This window comes from Kineococcus sp. NPDC059986, from assembly GCF_040702905.1.
Classification (GTDB): Bacteria; Actinomycetota; Actinomycetes; order Actinomycetales; family Kineococcaceae; genus Kineococcus.
Window position 1 is genome coordinate 105,641 of the sequence record NZ_JBFBND010000003.1, and the last position, 26,410, is coordinate 132,050.

General features: G+C 76.4%; 25 protein-coding genes. 8 read left to right on the plus strand and 17 right to left on the minus strand.

The window, feature by feature from the left end:
* Positions 1-115 precede the first annotated feature (115 nt).
* Together AB0637_RS03965 and AB0637_RS03970 are read left to right on the plus strand one after the other, a co-directional pair.
* On the plus strand, positions 116-1,210 hold the full coding sequence (locus AB0637_RS03965) for an ABC transporter ATP-binding protein (RefSeq protein WP_366169865.1): 1,095 nt from the start codon (positions 116-118) through the stop codon (positions 1,208-1,210).
* Complete coding sequence (locus tag AB0637_RS03970; RefSeq protein WP_366169866.1) at positions 1,207-2,097, plus strand: ABC transporter permease; 891 nt, start codon at positions 1,207-1,209, stop codon at positions 2,095-2,097. The genes AB0637_RS03965 and AB0637_RS03970 overlap by 4 nt, the downstream gene beginning before the upstream one ends.
* Before the next feature lie 847 nt (positions 2,098-2,944).
* Here the strand turns inward: AB0637_RS03970 and AB0637_RS03975 are convergent.
* Genes AB0637_RS03975 through AB0637_RS04010 form a run of 8 tightly spaced genes read right to left on the minus strand, consistent with a single transcriptional unit; the run spans position 2,945 to position 11,154 of the window.
* Positions 2,945-3,817, minus strand: coding sequence for a HEAT repeat domain-containing protein (locus tag AB0637_RS03975; RefSeq protein WP_366169867.1), 873 nt, complete (start codon positions 3,815-3,817; stop codon positions 2,945-2,947).
* 53 nt (positions 3,818-3,870) lie between these two features.
* Positions 3,871-4,362, minus strand: a complete 492-nt coding sequence (locus AB0637_RS03980) for a nuclear transport factor 2 family protein (protein ID WP_366169868.1) — start codon at positions 4,360-4,362, stop codon at positions 3,871-3,873.
* A 51-nt stretch (positions 4,363-4,413) separates the two neighbouring features.
* The gene (locus AB0637_RS03985) at positions 4,414-5,190 is read right to left on the minus strand and encodes a cyclase family protein (protein WP_366169869.1); all 777 of its coding nucleotides are present in this window, start codon (positions 5,188-5,190) and stop codon (positions 4,414-4,416) included.
* Between the two features lie 51 nt (positions 5,191-5,241).
* Positions 5,242-6,501, minus strand: coding sequence for an FAD-dependent monooxygenase (locus tag AB0637_RS03990; RefSeq protein WP_366169870.1), 1,260 nt, complete (start codon positions 6,499-6,501; stop codon positions 5,242-5,244).
* Positions 6,498-8,273 carry an FAD-dependent oxidoreductase gene (locus AB0637_RS03995; RefSeq protein ID WP_366169871.1) on the minus strand — a complete coding sequence of 592 codons (1,776 nt, stop codon included), beginning with the start codon at positions 8,271-8,273 and terminating at the stop codon, positions 6,498-6,500. The genes AB0637_RS03990 and AB0637_RS03995 overlap by 4 nt, the downstream gene beginning before the upstream one ends.
* On the minus strand, positions 8,270-8,584 hold the full coding sequence (locus AB0637_RS04000) for an antibiotic biosynthesis monooxygenase family protein (RefSeq protein ID WP_366169872.1): 315 nt from the start codon (positions 8,582-8,584) through the stop codon (positions 8,270-8,272). The genes AB0637_RS03995 and AB0637_RS04000 overlap by 4 nt, the downstream gene beginning before the upstream one ends.
* Before the next feature lie 31 nt (positions 8,585-8,615).
* A complete protein-coding gene (locus AB0637_RS04005; RefSeq protein WP_366169873.1) occupies positions 8,616-10,118 on the minus strand; it encodes a fatty acid--CoA ligase family protein in 1,503 nt (500 codons plus the stop codon).
* A 19-nt stretch (positions 10,119-10,137) separates the two neighbouring features.
* Positions 10,138-11,154: an SRPBCC family protein gene (locus tag AB0637_RS04010; RefSeq protein ID WP_366169874.1), complete on the minus strand. Its 1,017-nt coding sequence runs from the start codon at positions 11,152-11,154 to the stop codon at positions 10,138-10,140.
* A gap of 118 nt (positions 11,155-11,272) precedes the next feature.
* Between AB0637_RS04010 and AB0637_RS04015 the strand changes: the two genes are divergently transcribed.
* From AB0637_RS04015 to AB0637_RS04030, 4 genes are all read left to right on the plus strand, one after another.
* Positions 11,273-12,403: an aldo/keto reductase gene (locus AB0637_RS04015; RefSeq protein ID WP_366169875.1), complete on the plus strand. Its 1,131-nt coding sequence runs from the start codon at positions 11,273-11,275 to the stop codon at positions 12,401-12,403.
* Between the two features lie 32 nt (positions 12,404-12,435).
* Positions 12,436-13,488 (plus strand): ketoacyl-ACP synthase III family protein, encoded by a 1,053-nt coding sequence (locus AB0637_RS04020; protein WP_366169876.1) that lies wholly within the window; start codon positions 12,436-12,438, stop codon positions 13,486-13,488.
* A 123-nt stretch (positions 13,489-13,611) separates the two neighbouring features.
* Positions 13,612-14,490, plus strand: coding sequence for an ABC transporter ATP-binding protein (locus AB0637_RS04025; protein ID WP_366170040.1), 879 nt, complete (start codon positions 13,612-13,614; stop codon positions 14,488-14,490).
* The gene (locus AB0637_RS04030; protein ID WP_366169877.1) at positions 14,490-15,218 is read left to right on the plus strand and encodes an ABC transporter permease; all 729 of its coding nucleotides are present in this window, start codon (positions 14,490-14,492) and stop codon (positions 15,216-15,218) included. Before AB0637_RS04025 ends, AB0637_RS04030 begins: the two co-directional genes overlap by 1 nt.
* Before the next feature lie 76 nt (positions 15,219-15,294).
* On the opposite strand, the gene AB0637_RS04035 is transcribed toward AB0637_RS04030, so the two are convergent.
* A complete protein-coding gene (locus AB0637_RS04035; RefSeq protein ID WP_366169878.1) occupies positions 15,295-16,533 on the minus strand; it encodes a glycosyltransferase in 1,239 nt (412 codons plus the stop codon).
* 189 nt (positions 16,534-16,722) lie between these two features.
* On the opposite strand from AB0637_RS04035, the gene AB0637_RS04040 reads away from it, so the two are divergent.
* Positions 16,723-17,805 (plus strand): class I SAM-dependent methyltransferase, encoded by a 1,083-nt coding sequence (locus tag AB0637_RS04040; protein ID WP_366169879.1) that lies wholly within the window; start codon positions 16,723-16,725, stop codon positions 17,803-17,805.
* Positions 17,802-18,404, plus strand: coding sequence for a rhomboid family intramembrane serine protease (locus AB0637_RS04045; protein WP_366169880.1), 603 nt, complete (start codon positions 17,802-17,804; stop codon positions 18,402-18,404). Before AB0637_RS04040 ends, AB0637_RS04045 begins: the two co-directional genes overlap by 4 nt.
* A 148-nt stretch (positions 18,405-18,552) precedes the next feature.
* Here the strand turns inward: AB0637_RS04045 and AB0637_RS04050 are convergent, their stop codons facing one another.
* The 8 genes from AB0637_RS04050 to AB0637_RS04085 all read right to left on the minus strand — a co-directional run bounded on the left by AB0637_RS04050 (position 18,553) and on the right by AB0637_RS04085 (position 26,402).
* The gene (locus AB0637_RS04050) at positions 18,553-19,638 is read right to left on the minus strand and encodes a MupA/Atu3671 family FMN-dependent luciferase-like monooxygenase (protein WP_366169881.1); all 1,086 of its coding nucleotides are present in this window, start codon (positions 19,636-19,638) and stop codon (positions 18,553-18,555) included.
* Positions 19,635-20,762, minus strand: coding sequence for a nucleotide disphospho-sugar-binding domain-containing protein (locus tag AB0637_RS04055; protein ID WP_366169882.1), 1,128 nt, complete (start codon positions 20,760-20,762; stop codon positions 19,635-19,637). The genes AB0637_RS04050 and AB0637_RS04055 overlap by 4 nt, the downstream gene beginning before the upstream one ends.
* Complete coding sequence (locus AB0637_RS04060) at positions 20,744-21,514, minus strand: NAD-dependent epimerase/dehydratase family protein (protein WP_366169883.1); 771 nt, start codon at positions 21,512-21,514, stop codon at positions 20,744-20,746. Before AB0637_RS04060 ends, AB0637_RS04055 begins: the two co-directional genes overlap by 19 nt.
* 4 nt (positions 21,515-21,518) lie before the next feature.
* Entirely contained in the window at positions 21,519-22,727 is a 1,209-nt protein-coding gene (locus AB0637_RS04065; protein WP_366169884.1) for a glycosyltransferase, read from the minus strand.
* 61 nt (positions 22,728-22,788) lie between these two features.
* Entirely contained in the window at positions 22,789-23,766 is a 978-nt protein-coding gene (gene rfbB, locus AB0637_RS04070) for a dTDP-glucose 4,6-dehydratase (protein ID WP_366169885.1), read from the minus strand.
* Positions 23,763-24,788 (minus strand): acyltransferase domain-containing protein, encoded by a 1,026-nt coding sequence (locus AB0637_RS04075; RefSeq protein WP_366169886.1) that lies wholly within the window; start codon positions 24,786-24,788, stop codon positions 23,763-23,765. Before AB0637_RS04075 ends, rfbB begins: the two co-directional genes overlap by 4 nt.
* 5 nt (positions 24,789-24,793) lie before the next feature.
* A complete protein-coding gene (locus AB0637_RS04080) occupies positions 24,794-25,090 on the minus strand; it encodes an acyl carrier protein (protein ID WP_366170041.1) in 297 nt (98 codons plus the stop codon).
* A 67-nt stretch (positions 25,091-25,157) separates the two neighbouring features.
* Entirely contained in the window at positions 25,158-26,402 is a 1,245-nt protein-coding gene (locus tag AB0637_RS04085; protein WP_366170042.1) for a ketosynthase chain-length factor, read from the minus strand.
* Positions 26,403-26,410 lie beyond the last annotated feature (8 nt).

Consider the following 26,410-nt stretch of genomic DNA (forward strand, 5'->3'; position numbering starts at 1 on the left):
CGGCGGGTGCCGGCGTCGTCCCGACCCTCGGGGTCGCCCCTCGCGGCCGCCGGGGGTGCAGGTCGACCCGACCTGGTCCAGTTCGGCTCCACCCGCGGCCCGCACGGTCGCCCGCATGACGCGTGGAGCAGCGGGTTCGGGTGGATCGGGTGGCGGGGCGCGGACCGGCGCCCCCGGTGCGGGGGAGGTGCAGGACCAGGAGCCCGAGGACCTCGCCGTCCACGCCCGCGGCCTGCGCAAGGCGTACCGGGTCCGCGGCACCGAGGTCCCGGCCGTCGACGGTCTGGACCTGCAGGTGCGGCGGGGGGAGTTCTTCGGCGTGCTGGGGCCCAACGGGTCCGGCAAGTCGACGACGGTCGGGATGCTCACGACCCGCACCACCCCGACCGGGGGGACGGCGACCGTCGCCGGTCACGACGTCCGGCGCGACCCCGTGCGGGTGCGGCGCAGCATCGGTGTCGTGACGCAGGCCAACACCCTGGACCGCGCGGTCACCCTGGCGCAGAACCTGGAACTGCGGTGCCGCGTGTTCGGGCTGGACCGGCGCTCGGCCCGCCGCCGCAGCGCGGACCTGCTGGCGCAGTTCGGCCTCGCCGACGTCGCGGACCGCCTGGACGACCACGTCTCCGGAGGTCAGTCGAAGCGGGCGATGATCGCGCGCGCCGTCGTCCACCGCCCCGACGTCCTGTTCCTCGACGAACCCACGGCGGCGGTCGACCCGCAGTCCCGCCGCGACCTGTGGGACCTCCTGCGGGCCCTGCACCGCGATGGTCAGACCGTGCTGCTCACCACCCACCACCTCGAGGAGGCCGAGGCGTTGTGCGACCGCGTCGCGGTCCTCGACCACGGCCGGGTCCTCGCCTGCGACACCGTCGCCGGGATCAAGCGCCGCTCCGGCGCGGACCACGTCGTCGAGGTCGGGCTCGCAGGAACTCCCGACACCGCGTTGGTGCAGGAGGGTCTGCGCCGGATCCCCGGGGTGCGTGCCGTGGAGGTCGACCTGCGGTCCGTCCGCGTGCACGCCGTCCCGCGCGGCGCGGCCGGGGTGGGTGAGGCCGGGGCGGGTGAGGACGGGGTGGGCGAGGACTTGGTGGGCGACGTCCTGCAGGCGCTCGCCGTCACCGGGCCGGGCATCCGCACGGTCACCAGCACCCCACCCAGCCTCGAGAACGCGTTCCTCAACCTCACCGGACGGAGCTACAGCGCATGACGGTCCTCGACACCCCCGACTCCCGGAACTCCGCGCCCACCCGGACGAACGCCGTCCCGGTCGTGCTGCCCGAACGGCCCGCCGGGCGGCACGCCGGCTGGGCGGTCCTGACGACGATGCTCGGCCGGGACGCGTGGGTGCTGCGCGGACAGCTCGGGCCGCTGGCGTTGCGGGCGGTCCTTCAACCGCTGGCCTTCACGTTCGGCTTCGCCTACGTCCTGCCCTCGATCGGTTGGGGGGCGGCGGGTCACGGGACGGGCGGGTCGTACTCCACCGTCCTGGTGCCCGGTCTGGTGGCCATCACCATCGCGGTGCAGGGGATCTCGGCGGTGCTGAGCCCGCTGCTCATGGAGATGACGTACACGCAGCAGATCGAGGACCGGGCCCTGGTCCCGGCTCCGCTGTGGGTCCTGGGGGTGCAGAAGATCCTCTCGGGTGCGGTGCAGGCCCTGGTCTGCGGTCTCGTCGTCTTCCCCGTCGTGCTGCTCGTCCACGCCCCCGGGAACCGGCCCCACGTGCACGTCGCGGACTGGCCCCTGCTCGTCGTGGTCCTCGTGCTCGCCAGCCTCGTCGCCGGCTGCCTCGGGTTGTTGCTGGGCACCGTGTTCGAGGCCGTGAAGGTGCAGTACCTCTTCGCCGCCGTCGTCACGCCGCTGACGATGCTCGGGTGCGTCTACTTCCCCTGGTCGAGCCTGTCGGTCGTGCCGTGGCTGCAGTGGCTGACGTTGCTGAACCCCGTCGTCTACATGGGGGAGGGGTTGCGCGCCGCGCTGACCCCGCAGGTTCCGCACCTGCCGGTCCCCGTCGTGCTGGCCGTGCAGGTCGGCCTCGTCGCGGTCCTGGGGTTCGCCGCGTGCCGCAGCTTCGTGCGGCGGATCAGCCGGTAGTCCGCGGTCCGCTCCCTCAGGAGTCCCCGTTGGCGGTGGACTCGATCCCATCGACGGCGGCGCCGCACCGCGGAAGTGGTGCGTTGCAGGCCGTTCGATGCTCACGAGTGGGGTGGAACGTACCGCTCCAGCGCGGATCGACCGCGCCGGCCAGTTCGGAGGGACTGGCACTGGTCCACACCACTGCGCGGTGTGAGGCGGGTTGGTGCGGTCACGCAGCGAGCCCTCCCTGGCGGGAGGTCGTGGGTGCGTGCGCCGTCGACGACCACCTGCTGGGTCTGGGTGGCTCACGGGTTCCGCAACTCCGCGAACCACCTCGATCGCCTCGTGCCGGCCGCGGACGGGACTCGCCCCTGGCGACGACGTCGGCGTGGGTCGGGGTGAACGTGGTCCCCTGTTCGACCGGTTGCCGCGCAGCCGGACCGGGCACAGGTCAGCATGTGCGGGTGAGTGGCGACGAAGGCCGGGACGGCCGGACGACGACGGCGGTGGCGACCGTCGCCACGGCCCTGGTGACGGCCGTCTGCGGCCTGGGGGTGGGGTGGGTCGTCGCCGCCCTGTTCGGGGCGCCGCCGGCGGACCGTTGGGGCCGTGCGGTGGGTGTGGCCACGACGATGACGCTCATCGCCCTGACGACCCCGTGGGTCCGCCGCCGGCGGTCCCGCTGGGAGACGAACCGCGGCCGGGTCCGGACGGGCCTGCGTGTCGTCGAGGGCACGGTGCCGGGGCTGGGGACCGGGTGGACGCTGGGGACGGCGAGCGTGGTGAGCGGCCGCCTCGACTTCGTCCCCGGTCGCGTCCCGTTCCGGCGACGGTCCCGGGCGACCGTCACCCTCGCCGTGGCCGGTCATTCCCGACCGCGCGACTCCACGTTCCGGGAGTCGCTGCGCGCCGGGACCGATGCCCGTGTCGTCGAGGTGGTCACCGTCTCCGGCGCACGGGTCGAGGTGGCGGCGGTGCTCCCCGAGTCGCTGGGTCCAGCACTGGCGGCGCTCGACGCGTGACCGTCTTCGGCTGGCGCGCACCGCGCCAGGGCCGTGGCCAGCAGGTCGGTGAACTCGTCCTGGTCCCCGGCCCAGTCCTCGGCCAGGTGCTGCAGCGCGGGACGGAGTTCGGGAGCGGCCAGCGCGGCGGCGGCCTCGAGGTCGGTCCGGGACACGTCGTCGCCGTCCTCGAGGCGCGATCGCAGGACCGGCAGGGCACGCACGTCGCCGGCGCCGGCCAGGGCGAGCAGGGCTTCGCCGCGGGTGTCGTCGTCGATGTCGTCGTCGGTGTCGTCGTCGGTGTCGGCGAGCAGGTCGGCCAGCGCGTCGAGGGCCGGCCCCGACCGGACCTGCAGCTGTCCCAACCCGAAGGCGGCCCAGTCCCGCACACGGGGTTCGGGATCGCGGGTCAGGGGGACCAGGACGTCGACGACGCGGTCCCGCAGGTCCCCGAAGGCCTCGACGCCCCCGGGCAGGGCCTGCGCCAGGGCGAGACGGACCCCCGGGTCGGGGTGGTCGGGGGCGACGTGGTCGAGCAGGGCGGTGGTCGCCGAGGGGTGCCAGGCGTGTCCCAGGGCCTCGACCGCGACCTGCACCACGCGCGGGTCGCCGGTGGCGGTGAGGACGTCGACCAGCCGGGGGACGGTGGCCGCGACGCGGTCGGGGTGTCCGTTGACGTGGTCGCCGAGGCGCTGCGCCCGCTCGAGGAGGTGGTCGGTCGGCTCGGCGGCGGGCACGACGTGAGCGTTGCAGAGGCGCGGCGCCGGCGACACCGGGACCGGGGGGTCTGTCAGACGCCGCGGGTGGCCGGCACCGGGGCGGTGAGGTCGTCGCGGGTGACCCTGCGCTCGGCGACGAGCCACCGGTCCCCGCTCAGCACGAGGACGTCCTCGCACACGCACGACATCCGCAGGGTCGTCGTCCCGCCGTGCGGGGTGGACAGGATCTGGGCGTAGCAGCGGACGTCGAGCACCTGCGCCCCCGGCCGGGCGGTGACCGCCACCATGCCGTGCCAGTGGCGGCGCTGGACGCCTTCGGCGCGCAACCGCGCCTGTTCGAGGGCGACCCCCTCGGCCAGGGCCGCCCGGCCGCGGACCGGTTCGGGCAGCACCTGCGGGTGGAAGGAACCGTCCGGGGTGAACGTCTCGGACCAGCCGACGGCGTCGCCGGCGTCGAGCAGGTGGAAGTGGTGGGCGTAGAACTGCTCGACCTCGGCGTGCAGCTGCGCCGCGAGGGCGCGTTCGGAACCGACCTGCGTCGGGGGAAGGGTGAGGGTGGACACGTCTCTCCTCGGGTTCTCGGGGGTTTCGGGGGTTTCGGGGACCGGTGGGGCTCAGTCGTCGAGGAGGGCGACGGCGCGGGCCCAGCCGGCCCCCGCACCGGCGATGCGGACGGGGAAGCAGGACAGCACGAACCCCTTGTCCGGCAGCTCGTCCAGGTTCGCCAGCCGTTCGATCTGGCAGTACTCGCGGTCACGACCGGCGAAGTGCGCGGGCCACAGGACACTGCGGTCACCGGTCTCGGCGAACCGGCGCAGCATGTGCCCGAAGGGGGCGTCGAGGCTGAACGCGTCGGTGCCGATGACGGTGATGCCCGCGTCCAGGAGCAGGCCGACCGCGGAGGCGTCCAGGCCGACGAAGTCGGTGAAGTACTCCATCGTGCCGGCCCGTCGCCACGCACCCGTGTTGAGCAGGGCGATCTGGCCGGGTTCGGGGGTGTGGTCGATGCGCTTGAGGGCGCGTTCGACGACGAACGCGTCGACGCTGCCGGTCGGTTCGGCCGTCAGGTCGAGCACGAACGCCTGCTGGTGGAACCACTCCAGCGGCATCTCGTCGATGTCCCGCGGCCGGCCCGAGCCGTAGCCGGCGCGCGTGCCGTAGTGGGACGGCGCGTCGACGTGGGTGCCGGTGTGGGTGTTGAGCGTCATGTTGTCGATGGAGAGGAGTTCACCGTCCGGAAGGTCGGCCGGGTCGAACTGCAGCCCGAACTCCCGGGCCATCTCCTCGGCCATGTGGGCCGCGCCCTGGGCGGGGGTGACGACCTCGTGCGTCACGGGTTCGGGTTCCCACTGCGAGGCGTCGATGGGGGTGGACAGGTCGATGAAGCGCACGGTTCCTCCGTCGGGTCGTGGTTCCCCGGGGAGTTCCCCCGGGGAGGGTGGTCAGGCGGGTTGCGGGACGGCGCCCGTCCCGAACAGGTCGGCGCGCACGACCACGGGACGCGACCCGTGGGCGACGCGGTGGGTGAGGCGCGGTCCGAGCGGGCCGCCGACGACGGCCCGGGCGACCACCGGCCGCAGCACGCGCGCGAGGCGCCGCCGGCCGAACAGCATCCGGCTCTGCGCCACCTGGAAGCGGAAGGCGGCCTCGACGGCCGGTCGCCGTTCCCGTTCGTACCCCGCCAGCGCGGAGCGGTCGCAACGGCCCGACCCCAGGGCGGCGTGCAGGACGGGGTGCAGGACGGCCGCGTCCTGGAGCGCGAGGTTGATCCCCTGCGCGCCCAGCGGACTGTGGGTGTGGGCGCTGTCGCCGACGAGCACGAGACCGTCGTCGACCCAGCGGTCGGCGCGGGCGCCGAACACGTCCAGGAGGGTGAGGTCCTGCAGCGACCGGACCCGGCCCGCGACGACGTCGGCCAGTTCGGGCAGGGCCTGGCCGACGAGGTCCCGCACGTGCTCCACCCCCTGCCGGGCGAGGTCGCGGTAGCTGCCGTGCGGCAGCGACCAGCCCACCTGGAGTTCCCCGGGGTGCACGTCGTAGGTGATGACGGCGCCCCCGGCCCCGCGGTGGATGCGGGCGGTCCCGGTCGGCCCGTCCGGCCAGGGCACGCGGAACCACAGCACGTCGCTGTCGAAGACGTGCTGGCGCGGTGCGTCGATCCCGGCGAGGGCGCGGACCTTGGAGAACCGCCCGTCGGCGCCGACGACGACCCGCGCCTCGACCTCGACCGCCCCGCCCGCACCGGTGGCCCGGACCCCGCGCACGGGGCCGTCCGGGGTGTCGCGCAGGAGCGAGCGGACGCTGTGACCGCCGACGAGGTCGAACCCCGGCAGTTCCCGGCAGTGCGCCAGGAGTTCGGCCAGGACGTGCGGCTGCGGGATGCTCAGGAGGTGGTCGTGGGGGCCGCCCGTGCGCCGGTAGTCGACGTCGAGCAGCACCCCGCGGTCTCCCGTGACGCAGAACCTGCCCAGTTCCCGGCACCCCCGGTCCCGGGCGCCGGCGAGGGCGCCGAGGCGGTCCAGGACGAGGGCGCCACCGGGTTGCAGGACGTCGCCGCGGAACTCCCGGTGCAGGTCGCCGGCCCGTTCGACGACGGTCACCCCGATCCCGGACCGCAGCAGCAGCAGCGCCGTCGCGAGCCCCGCGGGCCCGGCGCCGACGACGCAGACGTCCGTGCGCAGGCCGCGGGTGGTCCCGCTCACGGCCGCGCACCCGCGAACACGACGGTCGTGTCCGCGTCGGTGTCGGTACCGGTGGTGGTGGTCCGGCGCGGGACGAGCGCGGCCTCGACGGCCGCGACGGTCAGGTACGAGCCGCGGGCCGCGACGTACCCGTCGGGACGCACGAGCAGCCACGCCCCGGGGAGGAGGCCGAGGTCGGTCCGCAGCGCCTGGTCGGGGTCGGGCAGCACGCCGAGACCGGGCAGGTCGCCCGCCGGGGAGGTGGGCCCGTCGGTGAGGAGGCGGACGTCGACGCGGGGTCCCCGGCGGCGCGTGAGGTCGGCGGCCGCGGCCGCGACCTCCGCACCCGCGGGGTGCACGAGCAGGCTCCACCGCGTGCCGCGCACCAGGGCGACGAGGTGGCGCCACCCGGGCCGGCTGGCGCGTCCGGGGTCGACGGCGACGACCCGCGTCCCCGGTCGCGGCCCCGGCAGGTGGGGGGCGCACGGCCGGGTCAGGGCGCTGTCGGGGTAGGCGACGCCCAGCCCCGAGACCCGGCCGAGCGCCGCCCGCTGGACCCGGGTCCGCACCGCGGGCATCCGCCGGACGACGCCGGCCAGCAGCGGCAGGGCCCGGGCGGCGAGGGCGGAGCGGACCGTCACGAGGACGGTGGTGCGGTGCGTGGAGTCCAGCAGTCGCCGTCCGACGGGGAGGCGCTCGGTGGCGAAGGTGTCGAGCAGGTCGGGCCCGGCCAGCCCCCGGTGCACCTCGGCGATCTTCCACGCGAGGTTGAAGGCCTCCTGGATCCCGGTGTTCATGCCCTGGCCGGAGGCCGGGGAGTGCACGTGTGCCGCGTCCCCGACGAGGAACACCCGGCCGCGGCGGACGTCGGCGACCATGCGCTGCTGCGCGGTGAAGACCGAGACCCACTCCGGGCGCTCGACGTGCACGTCGTGGCCGGTGCCGGCCGACAGCTTGGCGGCGAAGCGTCGGGCCACCTCCTCCGGGTCGTCGCCGTGGTCGACGTCGACGGTGTCGAGCAGTCGCCAGCGGTCGCGACCGGGCAGCGGCGCCATCATCAGCGTCTGCCCGCACGCCCGCACGAGGTGGATGCTGTCCGGGGACAGCTCGGTCCGGACCCGGGCGTCGGCGAGCAGCCACGTCTGGGCGGTGGTGCCGGTCAGGCCGAACCCCAGGACCTTGCGCACCGTGCTGTGGCCGCCGTCGGCCCCCACGACCCACGCCGGGACGACGAGTTCCACCTCGTCGTCCACCTCACCCGTGGTGTGCCGCAACCGGACCGGGACCCCGGGACCGTCCTCGACGGGGTCGAGGTCGACCAGGCGGACGCCCCACTCCACCGTCACGCCCCGGTCCGCGAGCGCCGCCCGGAGCACGGCCTCGGTGGCCACCTGCTCGATCGTCACGGTGAAGGGGAAGCGCGTGGGGGAGCCGCCGTAGTCGGCGTCGAGGCGGGCGAGGACGGCGCCGTCGGCGACGATCGTGAACGCCGTGATGTGGCGCGACCGGGCCAGGACCTCCTCGACGACGCCCAGCTGGTCGAAGGTCTCCAGCGTCCGCGGGTGCACGGCGATCGCGCGGCTCGTGCTCGCGGGCCCGGCCGCGGCGTCGACGACGCGCACCCGCAGGCCGCGCCGGACGAGGTCGAGGGCGGCCGTCAGCCCGACCGGACCGGCGCCGACGACCAGGACGTCGGGACCGGGCTGCCGAGGGGTCGGCGCGGGGCTCGGCGTGGGGGTCGGCGTGGGGGTCGGTGCGGGGGGCGTGCGGGTCCCCGCGTCCAGGACGGTCACGCGACGGCCTCCTCACCGGGGTGGCCCTGCCCGACCAGCTCGTAGACGTCGGGGGTGGGCTTGTCGACGACGCTGACCATCTCGACCACGCGGGAGCGGAAGCCCTCGCTGCGCACGGCGGCGAGGTGGCTGTCCGCGTCGTACCACTCGGCGATCTCCAGGTAGACGTCGGGCCGGTGCAGCGAGCGCAGCATCCGGTGCCCGAGGTAGCCCGGCTGGCGCCGCATGTAGGCCGAGAGGCCGTCGCTGATGCGGTGGAACTCCTCCAGGTCGCCGGTGACGTGCAGTTCGTTGACGAAGGTAGCGGACACGGAAACTCCTCGGTGTGGGGGTGGGGTGGGTTCAGGGGGTCAGAGCGCCGCGGCGGAGCTTGCCGCCGGCGGTGCGGGGCAGGCGGTCCACCCAGCGCAGGGAGGCCAGCCGGTGGGTGGGCGGCAGGTCGCGGTCGACCCGGGCGCGCAGCCCGTCGTCCGGTTCGCTGCCGTGCGCGGCGACGACGAGGGCGCAGGCCCGCGCGCCCTCGGCGTCGGGCAGCGCGCCGAACACGACGGCGTCGGCGATCCCGTCCTCGCGGCGCAGCACGGCCTCGACCTCACCGGGGGCGACGACGGTGCCCGCGCGGACGAAGACGTCCGCCACGCGGTCCAGCAGGTGCAGGCGACCGTCGACGTCGAGGTGCCCGACGTCCCCGGTGACGAGCCAGCCGTCGGCCGTGAAGGGTTGCGGCAGCGAGGGATCGGTGTACCCGGTCATCAGCTGGGGTCCGTGGACCTCCACCTCGCCGCGGCCGCCCGGCCCCAGCGGGGTCCGCGTCCGCAGGTCCACCACGCGCACCTGCGTCCCGGGCAGCGGCAGGCCCACCGATCCGGGCCGGGGGTCGGCGACGGGGTCCAGCGTCACCAGCGGGGAGGCCTCCGCGAGGCCGTAGCCCTGGACGACGGGAACCCCCCAGCGCGCGCTCAACCGCCGGGCGGTGCGGGCGGGCAGGGCGGACCCGCCGCACAGGACGGCGCGCACCGTCGCGGGGCGCACGTCCGCCAGGTCCGGGTCGTCCGCGAGCTGGGTGAGCCGGAACGGGATGCCGAACCAGTGCGTGGCGCGGTACCGGTCGGCCGCCGCGACGGCCGCCCGCACGTCCGGGCCGGGTGCCATGACCTGGGTCGCCCCGGCCCACAACGCCGAGCCCAGGTGCATGACGTGGAACACGGGCAACTGGTTGAGCGTCACGCTCGTCGCGTCGAGGCCTTGCGCCGCAGCGGTCTGGGCGGCGTTGGCGACGAGGGCGGCGTGGCTGAGCCGCACCGTCTTGGGCGGGCCGGTGGTGCCCGACGTCACGTGCACCACGGCGGTCGCCGTCAGGTCCCTCGTCAGGTCCCCCGTCGGGGGGACCGGGGCGGGGGCGGCCGCTGCGCGGTCGGCGAACTGCGAGAACGTCACGACGGTCGCGGCGGGGGAGGGCCCCTGCGCCTCCCGCAGGGGGTCCGCCAGCTCGTCCGGGACGACGGCGAGCCGCGCGCCCGCCGCCCGCAGCACCCCGACGAGGGCCGGCGGCGGCAGCAGCGGGTTGAGGGTCACGACGGTCCCCCCGGCGCGGACGACGCCGTGGTGCACGGCGGCGAAGGGGGCGCCGGGGACCGTCGCCACCGCGACGACGGACCCGGCCGGGACGCTCGCAGCGGTGGCGGCGGCCGCCCTGTCGACCGCGGCGTCGAGCGCCGCGAAGGTCGTGACGGCCCCGGTGCGGGCGTCGACGAGCGCGGCCCGGGAGGGCCAGCGACCGGCGGCCCGGCGCACGAGGTCGTCGAGGCGCAGCAGCGGCGGGCTCCACGCGGGACGGTCGGACACGGTTGCGACGCAACCGGTCTCAGGCACCGACGACCTGCCCCAGCGGGCGGGGCACCCGGCGGCGCGCGCGGTCCGCGGCGAGGTCCTCGGCGTACCGGCGGGCGAACTGCAGGTTCGCGACGCTGTTCGCGCTCAAGGAGCGGCGCAGGTAGGTCCGGGCGTCCTCGACGGTCGCGCCGGGGGCGAGGAGGTGGAGGTTCTCGCGGCGGATCGTCGCGGTGTGGCGCGCGCTCGCGAGGACCCCCTCGGGGGTGGTGACGAACCGCCAGTGGCCGGTGTGCGCCGACAGCAGGGGCGCCAGGGTCGTCTGCTTGTAGACGATGAGGTCGGTCGGCAGGCAGACCCGCACGGAGTCGGTCGAGTGGGCGCGACCGTCGGGGGTGAGCGTGCCCATGGTGAAGAACTGCACGCCGGGCACGTCCTCGACGAGGTCGAGGCTCGTGACGTGCGGGAACCGGGACGGCCAGCGGTCGGCCCGGTAGAGGACCTCCCAGACGTCCTCGACGTCCCCGGCGACGGCGACGGTGTCCTCGAAGGAGACGGTGAGCTCGGCGAGGTCGTCGTGGCGTTCGGCCGCGCGGGCCAGCTCCTCCAGCTGGGTGCGGGCGTGCGTCCGCAGGCGCCCGACCGCGAGCTCGAAGGCGGAGCGGTCGCCCCAGCCGGCGGGGTCGACGTGGTGCTCGACGGTGAGGACGCTGCGGTCCGGTCCGTCCTCGCGCACCGACCAGCGGCCACCGGGCCGGGCCGGGCCTCCGGGGCAGGTGGTGCGGAAGTCGACGGTGCGCGCGACGGGGTCCACCCGGCGGGCCGACGTCCAGGCCCGCACGGTGCCGGGCCCGCCGAGGGACCACACCTGGACCGTGTCCGTGGTGACCGGCGACCCCGGCCGGGTGGCGTCGGGGTGGACGTCGACGTGCACGACGCCGGTGGTCAGCTGCGGCCACGCGGCGACGTCCGCGACGACCGCGTGGACCACGTCGGCGGGGGCGTCGACGACGGTGCTGCAGGAGGTCGACAACGGTTCGGTGGTGGTCACGGGGGACTCCTCTCGACGGCACGGGCACGGTGCGGAGCGCCGTGTCGGCAGCCTCCGCACCGGGCCTGGAGGACGGCTGGTCCGGACCGGCACGAGCCGCGCGGACTCGGCTGGCACCGTGACCGGACCCCTGGCCCCTCCCGCCGACCCCGACCCCGACACCGACACCGACCTCGCCACCGACCCCCGGGTGCACGCCCCGCACCGGCTGGGCGACCTCGTCGTCGCCCCCGTCGGGTGGGGGACCCTGCCGCTCACCGGCGGGTACGGCGCAGCCCCGGGGGGTCGCACCGACGAGCTCGTGGGCCGGCTCCTGGACGTCGTGCTCGCCGGTGGCCAGGCGCCCCCGCTGGTCGACACGGCCGACTTCTACGGGGCGGGCGCCGTCGAGGAGCAGCTCGGCCGCACCCTCGGTCACCGCCGCGACGACGTCGTCCTGGCCGGCCGGGGCGGTGCCGTGGTCGACGGGCCGGGACGGCCGCGCCGGATCGACGGCTCCCCGGCCCACCTGCGCCGGGCGTGCGAGGCGTCGTTGCGCCGGCTGCGCACCGACCACCTCGACCTCTACAGCCTCGCCAGGGTCGACCCGCGGGTTCCCCTGGAGGAGAGCGTCGGTGCGTTGCACGACCTCGTGCGGGCCGGCCTGGTCCGCCACGTCGGGCTGTCGGAGGTGACCGGGGAGGAGCTGCGACGCGCCTGCGCCGTGGGCCCCGTCGCCGCGGTGGCCAGCGAGTGGTCGCTCGTGAGCCGCGACGTGGAGGCCGACGTCGTGCCCGTGGCCCGCGCGCTCGGCGTCGTAATCGTGGCCTGCAGCCCGCTCGCGCGCGGGCTGCTCGGCGGCGGCGTCCCGGAACCGGGCGAGGGCGACTACCGCCGCAACCACCCGCGCTTCGCCCCCGGCAACCTCCCGGGCAACAACCGGCTGGCGCGCCGGGCCGCCGCCCTCGCCGCCGCCGCCGGTTGGGACCCCGCGGCCGCGGCCCTCGCCTGGGTCCTCGGCGCCGGGGACGGTGCCCGGGACGTCGTGGCGCTCGTGGGGACGGTGCGACCCGCGCACCTGCGGACCGCCTGCGCCGCAGCGCACCGGGACCTCCCGCCGGCCGTGCGCGCGGGGCTCGAGGCGTGCTTCCCCGTCGGGGGTGTGGCCGGGGACCGGCGGCCGAGGGTCCCGGGCACCGCCGCCGACCCGACCACGGCTCCAGCCTCCGTCGAGACCGCGTCGAGCGCCGAGCGCGACGCTCGACCCTGACCGGAACCCGACGCCACCCGGAGGAGGACCGCATGCGCTGCGAGGACGTGTTCCTGGCCGGCACCGGCCGCTGGCTGCCCCCAGTGCGCACGGTCGCCGACGCCGTCGCCGACGGGTCCTGCACGGCCCGGGCCGTCGCGGGCACGCAGATGACCGGGGCCACCGTCTCGGCCGACCTCGCGGCCCCGCAGATGGCGGCGCTCGCCGTCCGCGAGGCCGTCGCGCGCGCCTTCGTCGACCCCGACACCGTCGACCGGCTCCTGTACGCCGACGTCTACTACCAGGGCCACGACATGTGGGCGCCCGCGTCCTACGTCCAGCGCGAGGCGCTGGGGGCCCGGGCCAGCGCCGTCGAACTGCGGCAGATGTCCAACGGCGGGATGGCGGCCCTGGAACTCGCGGCCGTCGAGCTCGACGCCGCGCGGCGCCCGACCACCGTCGTCGTCGCCGCCGGCGACCGGTTCTGCCTGCCGGGCATCGACCGGTGGGCCAGCGACCCGGGCACCGTGTTCGGCGACGGCGCCGCGGCGCTCGTCCTGAGCAGCACCACGGGTTTCGCGCGCCTGCGCAGCGTCGTCACCGTCGCGGACCCGGGGCTGGAGGGGATGCACCGGGGCCTCGACGCGTTCGGACCCGCCCCCTTCAGCGCCCGCGAACCCCTCGACGTCAAGACCTGCCAGCGCGCGTACCTCAGCACGGTGCCCGTGGCGCAGGCCGTCACGCGGACCGCGTCGGGACAGCGCCGCGCCGTCGAACGGGCGCTGGCGGAGGCCGGCGTGGAGTTCGGCGACGTGGACTGGTTCCTCGTCCCGCACTTCGGACGGCGCCGCCTCGACGCCGTCTACCTCGAGGCCTTCGGCATCCCCGTCGAACGCACCACCTGGTCCTGGTTCCGCTCCGTGGGTCACCTCGGGGCGGCGGACCAGTTCGCCGGCCTGGACCGCCTGGCCCAGGACGGGTCCCTGCGCGCCGGGCAGCGGGTGCTGCTCGTCGGCGCCGGTGCGGGTTTCACCTGGAGCGCGGCCGTCGTCGAGGTCCTCGACGAACCCTGGTGGTCGGGCAGCGTCCCGGTCGCCGCGCACTGAGACCGCCAGGACGGGCCCGGCGGCCGGAACGTCACGAGAAGGGAAACACCAGTGCCACTCCCCAGTCGTTCGAGCACCCTCCTGCCCCAGCAGGAGGGGTTCTCCGCCCAGCCGCCCCCGGCCATCCGTGTCGAGGGGATCGTCAAGAGCTACGGGCACGTGCAGGCCGTGCGCGGCGTGACGTGCGAGGTCGGCCGCGGTGAGGTCGTCGCCCTCCTCGGGCCCAACGGGGCCGGCAAGTCGACGACCCTCGACATGCTCCTCGGCCTCGTCCACCCCGACGCCGGCAGCGTCCGGCTGTTCGGGCAGCGACCCGCCGACGCCATCCGGTCCGGACAGGTGGGAGCCATGCTCCAGTCCGGCGGTCTCATGCCCGAGGTGCGGGTCCGCGACCTGCTCCGGTTGGCGCACCGCCTGGCCCGGCACCCCCTGCCCGTGGAGGAGGTGGTGCGGCAGGCCGACATCGCCGACATCGCCCGCCACCGCGTCGACAAGCTGTCCGGTGGGCAGCGCCAGCGGATGCGGTTGGCGCTCGCGATCGTCGAGGACCCCGAACTCGTCGTCCTGGACGAACCCACGGCCGGCATGGACGTCGCCGCCCGGCACCGGTTCTGGGAGACGATGCGGGCCCAGGCGCACCGGGGGCGAACCTTGTTGTTCGCGACGCACTACATGGAGGAGGCCGACGGGGCCGCCGACCGCGTCCTCGTCCTGCACGAGGGACGGCTGCTCGCCGATTCAACTCCGGCGCAGCTGAAGTCGCGCACCGGACGGCGGCGCCTCACGTTCTCCACCACCCACCCGGGGGAGTTGTCCCGCCTGCCCGGGGTCGTCGAGGTGCAGCAGCACGCGGGCACCGCGGCCCTCGTCAGCGACGACTCCGACGCGACCGTCCACGCGCTCGTCGTCGGCGGCTGGGAACCCCGGGACCTGGAGGTCACCGGACTGGGTCTGGAACAGGCCTACCTGAGCATCACCGCGACCCCGGGAGGAGAGCACTGATGGGTGTGCTGCTGGAACTGGAGGTGAAGCGCGCGTTCAAGGACTGGCGCTTCATCGTGTTCACGATCGGGATGCCGGTCGTCATCTACCTGCTCACGACGAACGGGTCGACGTCGTCCGTCGGCGGGACGTCCGTGACGCGGTACCTGCTCGTGTCGATGGCGGTGTTCAGCGCCATTGGTGCCGCCCTCAACGCGGGTGGCCCCCGGATCAGCGCCGAACGCGAGGTGGGGTGGACCCGGCAGTTGCGGCTGACGTCGATGTCGAGCACCGGGTACATCGCGGTGAAGGTCCTCACGGCCTCGACCGTCAGCCTCGCGGCCACCGTCGCCCTGTTCCTCGTCGGGCGGCTCGCCAAGGGCGTCAGCATGCCGTGGTCGCACTGGATCGGTTCCGGGGTCGCGATCTGGGCCGGCAGCCTCGTGTTCTGCACGCTCAGCATCCTGCTCGGCTACCTGTTCAACTCCACGTCCATCACGATCGGGCTCATGGTCGTGAACCTGGGGTTCTCCATGGTGGGCGGGTTGTTCTGGCCGACGAGCACGTTCCCGGGGTGGGCCCAGGTGGTGGCGCAGGCCACCCCGACGTACCACCTCGCCCAGCTCGGGCACAGCACGCAGCTGGGCCAGGCGCCGGCGGTGTCCGACGTCGTCGTGCTGGCCGGGTACCTGATCGTGTTCGCCGTCGCCGCGGCCTGGCTGTACCGCCGGGACGAGGTCCGCGTCTGACCCGACCGCCGCCGGACCGACCCCCCACGACAGCACCCGACCGGTTCCCCGGTCGGGTGCTGTCGTGCGCGGTGGTTCAGGAGGCGAGCGCCGTCCAGTCCGCGACGGCGTCGCGGGCGGCGGGCAGGGCGTGCGCGGCGCGACGCAGGTCGAGGGCGGCCGTGGCCCGGCCCCCGTCGGCGAGCAGGTCCGCCAGGGTCGCCGTCAGCGCGTCCCCGTCCGCCGCGTGGGCGGGCAGGACCACCCCGGCGCCGGTCGCGGCGATCCGCCGGGCCACGACGGGCTGGTCCACGGCGCACGGCACGAGGAGCTGGGGGACGCCGGCGTCGACCGAGGTCATCGAGACGCCGGCGCCGCCGTGGTGGACGACGGCCGAGCAGCCCGGCAGGACGTCGCGCAGGGGTGCGGCCGTGCGCACCTCGACACCGGGGGGCGGTCCGTCCGGGCCGAGCAGTTCCCGCAGCAGCGCGACGTCGGCGGCCCCGGCCGTGACGACGCCGTCCAGGCCCAGGGCGGCGAGCGCGCGGACGACGTCCGGCAGGACGAAGGCCTGCCGGCCCACGACCGTCCCCGCCGAGCCACCCCAGACGACCGCCACGCGCGGGCGCGGACCGACCGGTGCCGGTGCGGCGGACCCCGTGCCCGGCCCGTTGTACGGCTCGTACCGCACGGGGTGCCGGGTCCCGTCCACGGGCGGCCGCAGCGGTTCGGGGCAGGGGTCGACGACGTGCCGCACCCGGTCGGCGGTGAAGGCGGGCAGGCCGTGCCGGACGAACGCGCCCGTGGGGTCGGCGGGGGTGAGGTGCAGACCCGGCTCGTCCTCCCGCGTCCCGACCGGACCCCACAGGTGCAGCAGCGCCGGAACGCCCACCACCTCGGCGGCGAGCAGGCCTTCCAGGCTCAGGAGCTCGTGCACGACGAGGTCGGGCCGCCAGCGCCGGGCCAGGGCGACCGCGGCGTCCTGGGCGGCCACCGTGGGGCGCGTCACCCGCTCGTCCACGGCCTGCCGGAACTGCGCGAACGTGAACTCCGCGAGCGACCCCATCGGGGCCGCCGTCACCGGGTGCAGGGGCGGCTGGGGGTACGGCCAGCGACCTGCCTGGGCGTTCCAGACCGACTGCAGCCGACCGAGGAAGCCGATGTCCACCGCGCCGAGGACGGCCGCCGTGGGCAGTCCGGCGGCGCGCAGCCCCGGCTCCTGCGACGGGGCGCAGGCCACGAGCACGTCGTGGCCGGCGTCCTGCAGGGCCCGGGCGGAGGGGACCAGGGGGTACCAGTGACCGGGCCAGGCCGACACCGTGACGAGGATGCGCATGCCCGGACGGTGGCCGACCGGGCTGGAGCCGCGGTGGGGACGACGAGCTCCACCGCGCGGGGGCGGCTCGAGGGCGGCTCGAGGGGTGCTCCGCCGCGGCGGTCCAGCCTGGGCAGGACCGTCCGAGCCAGGAGGCGACCGTTGACCACGACCGTGACCGAGACCCGACCCCCCACCGTGACCCCCACCGTGATCCCCACCGTGACCCTCGCCGGCGCGACCCCCTCCGCCCCCGTCACGGCGGGGCGGCTGTTCGAGCTCATGAGCGGCTACAAGGCGACCGCCGTCCTGCGCGCCGCGGTCCGTCTGCGCGTCTTCGACGTGCTCGCCGCGGGGCCGGCGACCGCCGCCGACTGCGCGCGGCGGATGGGCACCGACGACCGCGGCATCGCGGCCCTGCTGGCGGCCCTGGCGGGTCTGGAGCTGCTGACCGCCCGGGAGCCCCTGCCCGGCGAGGACGGTGGCCGGGAGTTCGCGCTGGCCCCCGGCGCCGCCGAGCTGCTCGTCACCACGAGCCCGCAGTGGTGCGGTGGGGTGAGCGACGTCGTCGCGGGGGACCTCGAGTGGGCGACCCTGGGCGAGCTCGCGCGGACCGTCCGCGACGGCGGGCCCGTGCCCGGGGTGGACGCCCTCGCCCCCGACTTCGCCTACTGGTCCGACTTCGCCACCCACACGACGTTCGGGACGCGGCGCGCGGCGGAGCTGCTGGCCGACACGCTCGCCCCCTGGGGCTCGCGACGTCCGTCGCTGCGCGTCCTGGACCTCGGTGCGGGACACGGACTCACCTGCCTGGACCTGCTCGCGCGGTGCCCGCAGGCCCACCTCACGGTGCTGGACTGGCCCTCCGTGCTGCCCGTCGCCCGCCGCAACGCGCAGGCCGCGGGCGTCGAGGCGAGGTTCGGCACCCTGGCCGGCGACGGCCGCACGGCGCCGCTGGGCGGCCCCTACGACCTCGTCGTCCTGGGGAACCTCCTCTTCCACTTCTCCGCCGAGCAGGCCCAGCGCCTCGTGGCCCGGGCCGCGGCCTCCCTCGCGCCCGGGGGCCGCCTCGTCGTCCTCGGCTTCACCGCGGGCGACGCGCCCGCCGCCACCGAGGTGCACGCGGCCATGCTGGGTCTGCTCGTCCTGTCCTGGACCGACGGGGGGCGGCTGCACAGCACCGCCGACCACCGGCGCATGCTGGCGGCGGCGGGGTTCGGGCGCGCCGACCTCGTGGGGCGACCGGGGCTGCCGCTGCGGTTGCTCGTGGCCCGGCGGGAGGAGCAGGGATGACCAGGACGCTCACGTCGGGCGGGACCGGTTCCGCGCGGGCCGACCGGCGCCGCCGGCGCCGCTTCCCCGTCGCCACCGTCGCGCTCGTGGTCCCCGTCACCGGGACGTGGGTGGCGCAGCTGGCCCACCCCGCCCTCCTCGAGGTGCTCCGGCGCGACCCGTCGGCCCTGGCGGCCGGGCAGTGGTGGCGCGTGGTGACGCCCCTGGTGGTGCAGGACCCCCCGTGGCAGTGGGCGGTGCTGGCGCCGGCGACGCTCGTGCTCGGGACGCTCGTGGAGCGGTTCGCCGGGTCCCGCGCCGTCGTCGCGGGGTTCCTGTGTGCGGGCCTCGTCGGTGAGGCCGCCGGGTACGCGTGGTCGCCGTACGGCGCCGGCTCCTCCGTCGGCGCCGCCGGGCTGCTCGGGATCCTCGTCGCGTGGTCGCTGTCCGCCGCGGCCCGGCGCGCCCTGCCGCCCGTGCTGGTGCCGAGGGTGCGCTTCTTCGCGGTGGCGACGCTGGCCGCGGCCGCCGTCAGCGTCGCCCTGCGCGACGTCCACGGGCTGCCCCTGTTCACGGGGGCCCTGCTGGGCGTCGCGCTCACCCGCCGCCGCACCGGCTGACATCGACCTGCTGGACCGCACCCGCGCGCGGCCGACCCCGTGCCAGCGCTGCAGCCATCGGCCCCGGGACCGCCGCAGGACGGCGTGTCGTCGGCGTGTCGCAGGATGGCGGCAGCGCTGGCACGGGGTCTTCGCATGCCCGGGGGGTCTAGCCGACGGCGAGGACCGGGGGAGCGGCGCAGCGCCGCCGCACCGCGTCGAGGTGCTCGAGACCGTCGAGCACGGCGGCGGTGTCCGGGACGAAGTCGACGAGGCAGGCGATCTCGTCCACCCCGACCGCCGCGAGCCGGAGCGCCACGGCCTCGGCGTCCGCCACGGACCCGATGAGGGACAGCCCGTCGAGGTAGCGCTGCACGCCGAGCCGGGCGAGCCGGTGCACGGTGTCCCGGTGCGCCAGGACGCCGCGGCTGTCGCGCCGGCCGCTGAGGGTCCCGCCGGCCGCGACGGACCCGGCGTCGAGGTCCACCGCGGACTCCAGGTAGGCCTGCAGCCCCGGCACCGCCCGGTCGAGGGCCTCCTGCCGGGTCGGTGCGACGTGGGTGTGGACCATCACCGTGACCCGGCCGGCACCGTGCCCCGCGGCGGCGCGGGCGCGCCGGTACGTGGCGACGTTCTCGGCCAGGGTGTCGAGGTCCTGGTTCTCGAGGTGGGTGAGGACACCGGTCCCCAACGTCCCCGCGGCCGCGAACGTGGCCGGGGTCCGGGAGACCGTGAGCCACAGGGGCAGTTCGGGCTGCACGGGCCTCGGGTGCAGGGGCAGGACGACGTCGGACCCGGTGGGGGTGCGCGCAGGCCAGGACCCCTCGCGCCACAACCGCCGCAACGTCCCCACGTCCTGCAGGACCCGGTCGCGGCGGCCGTCGTAGCCCTCCGGCGCCAGCGCGAAGTCGTTGACGTTCCACCCCGAGGCCAGCGCGATCCCGACGCGTCCGCCGGAGATCGCGTCGACGACGGCGAAGTCCTCGACCACGCGGGCGGGTTCGTGCAGGGGGCTGACGAGGCTGCCGGCCCGCACCTGCACCCGGCGCGTCACGGCGGCCACCGCGGCGGACGTCACGGCGGGGTTCGGGAACGCGCCCCCGAAGCGGTGGAAGTGCCGTTCGGGCGTGGAGACGAAGGAGAACCCCAGCTCGTCGGCCCGCCGGGCCGCCTCCAGCAGGCAGCGGTGGGTCCCGGCGCCGTCCCCGTCGGCGGCGAAGAACATGAGGCCGAACTCCGGTCCTGGACGTGTCATCGGACGGCTCCTGGGAGGTGGTGGTGGACGAGGTCGTGCGCGACGCGCGCGGGCGGCGGCGCCGCGAGCAGTTCGGCCCGCACCCGGTCGGCCGCGGCGCGGGCTCCCGCGTCGTCCAGGAGCGCCCGGCAGGCGGCGGTCACGTCGGCCCCCTCGGGCAGCACGCGGGTGGCGCCGGTGAGGGCGTACCGGCCGGCCGAGAAGCGGTTCTCCGGCGCGTCCGGGACGGCCAGCTGCGGGACGCCGGCGACGGCGCCGGCCGACGCCGACCCGGCACCCCCGTGGTGGACCAGCAGGGCGGCGCCCGGCAGCAGCCGGTCCAGCGGCGCCTCGACGAGGGTCCGGGCGTGCGGTGCGCTGCGGCGCACCGCCGCGGCCTGGCCGCCGGTGGCGGCCACGACGACCTCGACGCCGTCGCCGACGAGGGCGTCGACCCCGGCGAGCACGCGCTCGACGTCGCCGTCGCTGCCGAGGTCGTCCCGGCTGCGCCCCAGGCACACCACCACCCGCCGGGCCGGTCCCGGCGCGGCGAGGACGGCCGACCCCCCGACGGGGATCCGGGTGGCACCGGTCCACGGCAGCGGCCGGACGGCCACGCGGCCGGGCAGGTCGGGGAGCTGGGCCAGGGCCGGGGTGGGGTCGAGGTCGGGACCCGGCGGGGACTGCCGCACGCTGACGCCGTGCCGGCCGGCGAGGTCCTCGAGCGCGTCCGGGTAGCCGGCCGGGCCCCGGCCGCGCAGGACGAGGTCCGGTCCCCACGACGCGCGCACCGCGAGCGCGCCGGTGGCGGCCGCGACGACGGGACCGGCGAACGCCGTCGGGTCGTGGACGACGACGTCGGGTCGCCACCACCGCGCCCAGGGGAGGACCTCCTCGCACATCGCCGCGGCGACCGCGCAGAACAGCGCCTTGGGGTCGCCCCCGCACTGGTCCCGGTAGCGGGCCGCGAACCGTGCGTCGGTCCCGGCCGCGCGGGTGGGGAGCCCGGCCCCCGCGACCGCGGCGGCCGTCGCCGGGTCCGCGGCGACGACGACGTCGTGGCCCGCGCTGCGCAGCGCCCACGCGAGGGGTGCGCAGGGGCCGAAGTGGGAGGCGACGACCGCGGTCACGACGAGGACGCGCACGGTCCACCTCCCGCGGTCAGGTCGTCGAGCGCCGGGGCGAGCCGGTGCAGGGGGTCGGTCGAGAAGGCCGGCAGCTCCCCCACGAGCCGCCGCAGCTTGACCACGTCCACCCGGTGCCGGGGGTTCGCGACGACCACCTCCCGCCGCTCGGCGCGGACGCCGAGGCGGGCCTCGAGGAGGTCGACGAGCAACGCCACGGGGACGGAGGTGCCGGACGCCACGTTCACCACCTCGTTCACCACCCCGCCGCTCGCGCCGGCCGCCAGCAACCGGTCGAGCGCGTCGACGACCTCGTCGACGCCCACCAGGTCACGGGTGGCGTCCCGGTGCAGGACGACCCGGCCGGCCCGCACCTGCCGGGCCAGCGACGGCATCAGCTGGTGCCCGGGGTTGCCCGGACCGACGACGTGCGACAGCCGCAGCACGAGGTGCTCGGCCCCGGAGGCGGCCACGACCTGCTCGAGCCGGTGCTTGTGCCGGGCGTAGGGCGTGCAGGCGGTGACGGGCCCGTCCTCGACACCGGGTCCCGCGCCGTAGAGACCGCTGGAGGCGGTCGAGAAGAACACCAGGACGCGGCCCTCGGCGCGGGCCCGGTCGGCGTGCCGGCGCACGAGCCGCTCCTCGCGGGCGAAGGCCGCCGCGTCGGTCCCGGCGGCCCACGAGACCCCGGCGGCCAGGACCACGGCCCGGTCGTGCCGCGGCCGCAGCGGCGCCAACCGCCCCGCGAGGAAACCGTCGCCCACGACGTCCACCGCCTCAGCCCACCCCGACGGCCGACACGGCGAGCCGTTCCAGGGCCGGGACGACGTCGGCGGGCGAGGGTGACGCGGCGACCTCCGCGGCGACCTCCGCCGCGGCGCGCCGGTACCGGGGGGTGGTGAGGAGTTCCTCGACCGCGGCGGCCACGGCGTCCGGGGTCGCCTCCGCGGGCTGCAGACCCCGACCTCCTCCGCGCGCGACGACGTGCTCGGTGTTGTCGAACTGGTCGGAGGTGAAGGGCAGGCAGAGCTGGGCAGTTCCGTGCACCAGCCCCGCCAGCACCGACCCCGGACCCGCGTGGCTGACCAGGACGTCGCTGTGCTGCAACGCCTCCGGCAGCGGGACCCGGCCCGCCGAGATCCCGTCGGGCAGGTCGCCCCAGCGGGCGGCGACGGTGTCGTCGACGGCGATGTGCACGTCGGTCCCCCGCTCCGCCAGAGCCCGGGCCGTGGCGCGCAGCCGGGTTCCCACGTCGAGCGCCGAGTGCGTCGGCAGCAGGGTTCCGAACGTCAGCAGGACGCGCGGGCGACCCGTGGCGCGGGGCCGGGACAGGGGTCGGGAGAGGGGCCGGGAGAGGGGGCGGGGCACGGACCCGGCGTGCGGCACGTAGCGCACGGCCAGTCCCGCCGGACGGTTCGCGGGGTGGGAGACGGGGAGCCGCATGCTCGGCGGGCAGACGTCGAGCACGAGGTCGGCCGACCGCGGGCCGGTCGTCCCGAGCGCCTGGAGTTCGGGGGTGAGTTCCTCGGTGGCGGCCTCCAGCAGGTCCCGGGCCCCGGCGGCGCCGCGGAAGTTCACGCCGGGTTCCACCCACGGCACCGACCGCACGGTGGCGGCGACGGGGCCGGCGGGTTCGAGCGGGTCGCAGAGCAGCAGGTCGGGTTCCCACCGGTCGAGGAGTTCCAGCACCCCGGGCAGGGTGCGGGCCGCCAGTCGGCCCCAGGCCCGTCCGCTCTGGCGCCGCCGGGCCCGCGGGTCGGCGATCGGCTCGACGGGCCGACCGTCCCGGTCCCGGCGCATGAACTCCTCGAAACCCAGCGGGCCGCAGTCGGCGGCGAACGTCAGGCCGGTGGCGGTGACGACGTCGCCGAACTGCTCGGGCGCCGCGACGAGGACGTCGTTCCCCGCGGTGCGCAGGGCCCAGGCCTGGGCGACCAGGGGGTGCAGGTGCCCCTCCAGCGGGGCGGTGGTGACGAGGACGCGCACGGACGTCTCCCTCCGGGAGTTCGGGTGGTCTCGACGTTCCCCGGGTCCGCCGGGGCCGGGATCACGCCGCCGCGGGTCCGGCCCACCAGGCGGTGTGCTCGCGGTACCAGGCGACGACGTCCGCCAGACCCGTCGCGAAGTCCACGAGGGGTTCCCAGCCGAGTTCGGTCCGGATCCGGCGGTCGTCGAGGGCGTACCGGCGGTCGTGGCCGAGGCGGTCGGCGACGTGCCGGACCAGGTGCGGCCCGGCCCCGCACAGGTCCAGGAGCCGGCCGGTGAGGTCGAGGTTCGTGGCCTCCTGGCCGCCGCCCACGTTGTAGACCCGGCCGGCCCGGCCCCCGAGGAGGACGAGCTGCAGCGCACGGCAGTGGTCGGACACGTGCAGCCACTCGCGGACGTTCCCGCCGTCGCCGTAGACGGGCACGGTCCGCCCCTGCAGGAGCCGGGTCGTGAAGTGCGGCACGAGCTTCTCCACGTGCTGGCGCGGGCCGTAGTTGTTCGAGCAGCGCGTCGTGGAGGCGTCGAGCCCGTGCGTGCGGACCGCCGCGCGGACGACGAGGTCCGAGGCCGCCTTGGAGGCCGCGTACGGCGAGTTCGGCAGCAGCGGGGAGTCCTCCGTCCAGCGGCCCTCGTCCGTCGAGCCGTAGACCTCGTCGGTCGAGACGTGCACGAAGCGGCCCGTCCCGGCCGCCCGGCACGCGTCGACGAGCGTCTGGGTGCCCAGGACGTTGCTGCGCACGAAGGCGGCCGGGTCGTGCAGCGACCGGTCGACGTGGGACTCCGCGGCGAAGTGGACGACGGCGTCGTGGCCGGGCAGCACCTCGGCCAGCAGCGCGCCGTCGCAGACGTCCCCCGCGACGACCTCGAGGCGGTCCGGGTGCTCGGCCGCCGCGGGCAGGTTGTCGCGGCGCCCCGCGTACCCGAAGGCGTCCAGGACGGTGACCCGGACCCCCTCGCTGCCGGGCAGCGTGCCCTCGAGCAGGGCGCGGACGTACGCGGACCCGATGAAGCCGGCGCCGCCGGTGACCAGGACTCTCACGGTGTCGCCTCCAGGTGGGGACGGGGGACGGGCAGGTGGCCGGTGCCGGCCAGGACGTCGAGGGCCCGGTGCAGCGCCTCGACGTCGGCCGCGGCACCGCCCGGCCGGGCGGGCAGCAGACCGGTGACGACGGTGCGACCGCGCGCCGGGTGGCGCCGCAGCAGCGTCCCGAGGCTGCGGCCGGGTCCGCACTCGACGACCACGTGCGGTCCGCGGGCCAGGAGCTGGTCGACGACGGGACCGAAGAGGACGGGCGCGGCCGGCTGTGCGGCCCAGAAGCCGGGGTCGCAGGCCTGCTCGGCACCCAGCGGCCCACCGACGAAGGGGGACAGCACCTCCACCGTCGGCGGGGCGAACCGGGTGCGGGCGAACGACGGGAGCGTCCGGGCGCACGCGGCGGCCAGCGACGGGCTGTGGAAACCCACCGTCGAGCGGGCGGCGAGCACCGTGAGTCCGGCGGCCGCCAGCGCGTCGGCGGCCCGCCGCAGCTGCGGGTGGGGACCGGTGACGAGGACCTGGTCGCGGGCGTTGACGGCACCGACGACCACCCCCTCGTGCCCGCCGAGGTGGGCCTCGACGGTCAGGGCGTCGGCGGCGACCGCGACCATCCCGCCCGGCGGTTCACCGGCCAGCACCTCGACGCGTTCGGCGAGCAGCCGCACGGCGTCGGGCAGCGCGACGACACCGGCGAGGACGGCGGCCGCCCACTCCCCGGCGCTGTGCCCGACCAGCACGTCGGGCCGGACGCCGCGGGAGGCCAGGAGCCGGCCGAGGGCGAGGTCGACGGCGAACAGCAGCGGCTGCGCGCGGGTGACGTCGTCGACCGGGGCCCCGGCCCACCAGTCCCGGCGGATGCGGGCGCCCTCGGCACCGAAGAGGTCCAGGACCTCGTCCACGACGTCGGCGACGACGGGTTCGGTGCGCACGAGCCCGAGGGCCATGGCGGCGTGCTGGGCGCCCTGGCCGGGCAGCAGCAGCGCGAGCGGCAGCCGGTCGGGTGGTCCGCTGGGTCCGGGGGTCACGGACGTCACCGGTCGAGGGCGACGAGGTCCAGCAGGGCCCGGGGCGTGTCGGCGGTCGCCGCGGCGTCGTCCGGGACGCTCACCCCGAAGTCGCGCTTGATGCGGCTGATGACCTGCAGCAGCGCGAGGGAGTCGTAGCCCAGGTCGGCGAAGTCGACGTCGAGGACGTCGCCGTCGAGGTCGACGCCCTCCTCCTCACCCGCGCACTCGCGCAGGAGGGCGGTCAGGTCGGTGAGGGTCAGGGTCTGCGTCCGGGGCGGGGTCAGGGTGGTGCTGGTCGCCGGGGTGGGGTCGGGGGTCACGGTGGTCACGTCGTCCTCCAGGGGGTTCGGGTCGGGTCGTTCCGTCGGATCGGGGCGGTCGTGCGGTTCAGGCGCGGCGCAGGACGACGGCGGAGTGGAACCCGCCGGTGCCCCGGGCCAGGACGAGGGCGGTGCGCAGCGGCAGTTCGCGCGCCCGGCCCGTCACGAGGTCGAGCCGGTGCCGGGGGTCGGCGGCCGCGACGCCGGGCGTCGGCGGGACGGTCCCGTGCTCCAGGGCCAGCACCGCGGTGGCGACGTCCAGCGCGCCGCCCCCGGCGGCGAGCCGCCCGGTCCCGGCCTTGGGCACGGTGACGGGGACCCCGCGGGGTCCGAAGACGTCGACCAGGACCTCCGCCTCGGACCGGTCCTCGGCGGGCAGCGCCGCGCCGTCGGCGAAGACCACGTCCACGTCGTGCGGGGCGAGCCCGGCGTCGGCGAGGGCGAGGTCGACGGCCCGGCGCAGTCCGTCGGGCCGTGAGCCACCGGCGGGGTCGAACGTCGCGGCGTAGCCGGCGAGCGTGGCGTGGACCCGGGCTCCGCGCGCCGCGGCCGCCGCCGGGTCCTCCAGGACCAGCAGGGCCCCGCCCTCCCCGGGGACCGACCCCGCCGCCCCCGGCGCGAACGGTAGGTAGGCCTGCGCGGGGTCGTGTCCCGTGCTCGTGCGGCCGGTCGCGAGCTGCGCCGCCCAGCCCCACGGGCTCAGGCCGCTGTCCACCCCGCCGCCGACGACGAGGGGGGTTCCGCGGCGGATCGTCCGGCGTGCCTGCCCCAGTGAGTCCAGACCGCCGGCCTGTTCGGTGACGAGGACGGCGCAGGGTCCGCGCAGGCGGTTCCGGATGGACACCTGCCCGGTGTTCACGGCGTAGAACCACGCGAACGACTGGTACGCGCTGACGTGGTCGGCCCCGTGGGCGTGCAGGTTCTGCAGTTCGCGCTGGCCGAAGTCCACCCCACCGCCCGAGGCCGCCGTCACGACCCCCGCGGCGTACGTGGACAGGTCGGCCGGGTCGACCGCGGCGTCGTCGAGGGCCTCGGTCGCCACCGCGAGCGCCAGGCGCGTCATGTGGTCTGTCTGGGGCAGCAACCGGCTGGGCACGTGGGCCGCGGCGTCGAAACCCGGGACCTCGCCGGCGACACCGCAGGGGTAGCCGCTCGCGTCGAACCGGGTCACGGGACCGAGCCCGCTGGAACCCGCCACGGTCGCCGCCCAGAACTCCTCCAGCCCGAGGCCGGTGGGGGACGCGACGCCGACGCCGGTGACCACCGGGTCGAGGAGTTCCGTCCAGGTCGGGTCACTCGCGCTGCGGGGCAACGCCTCCG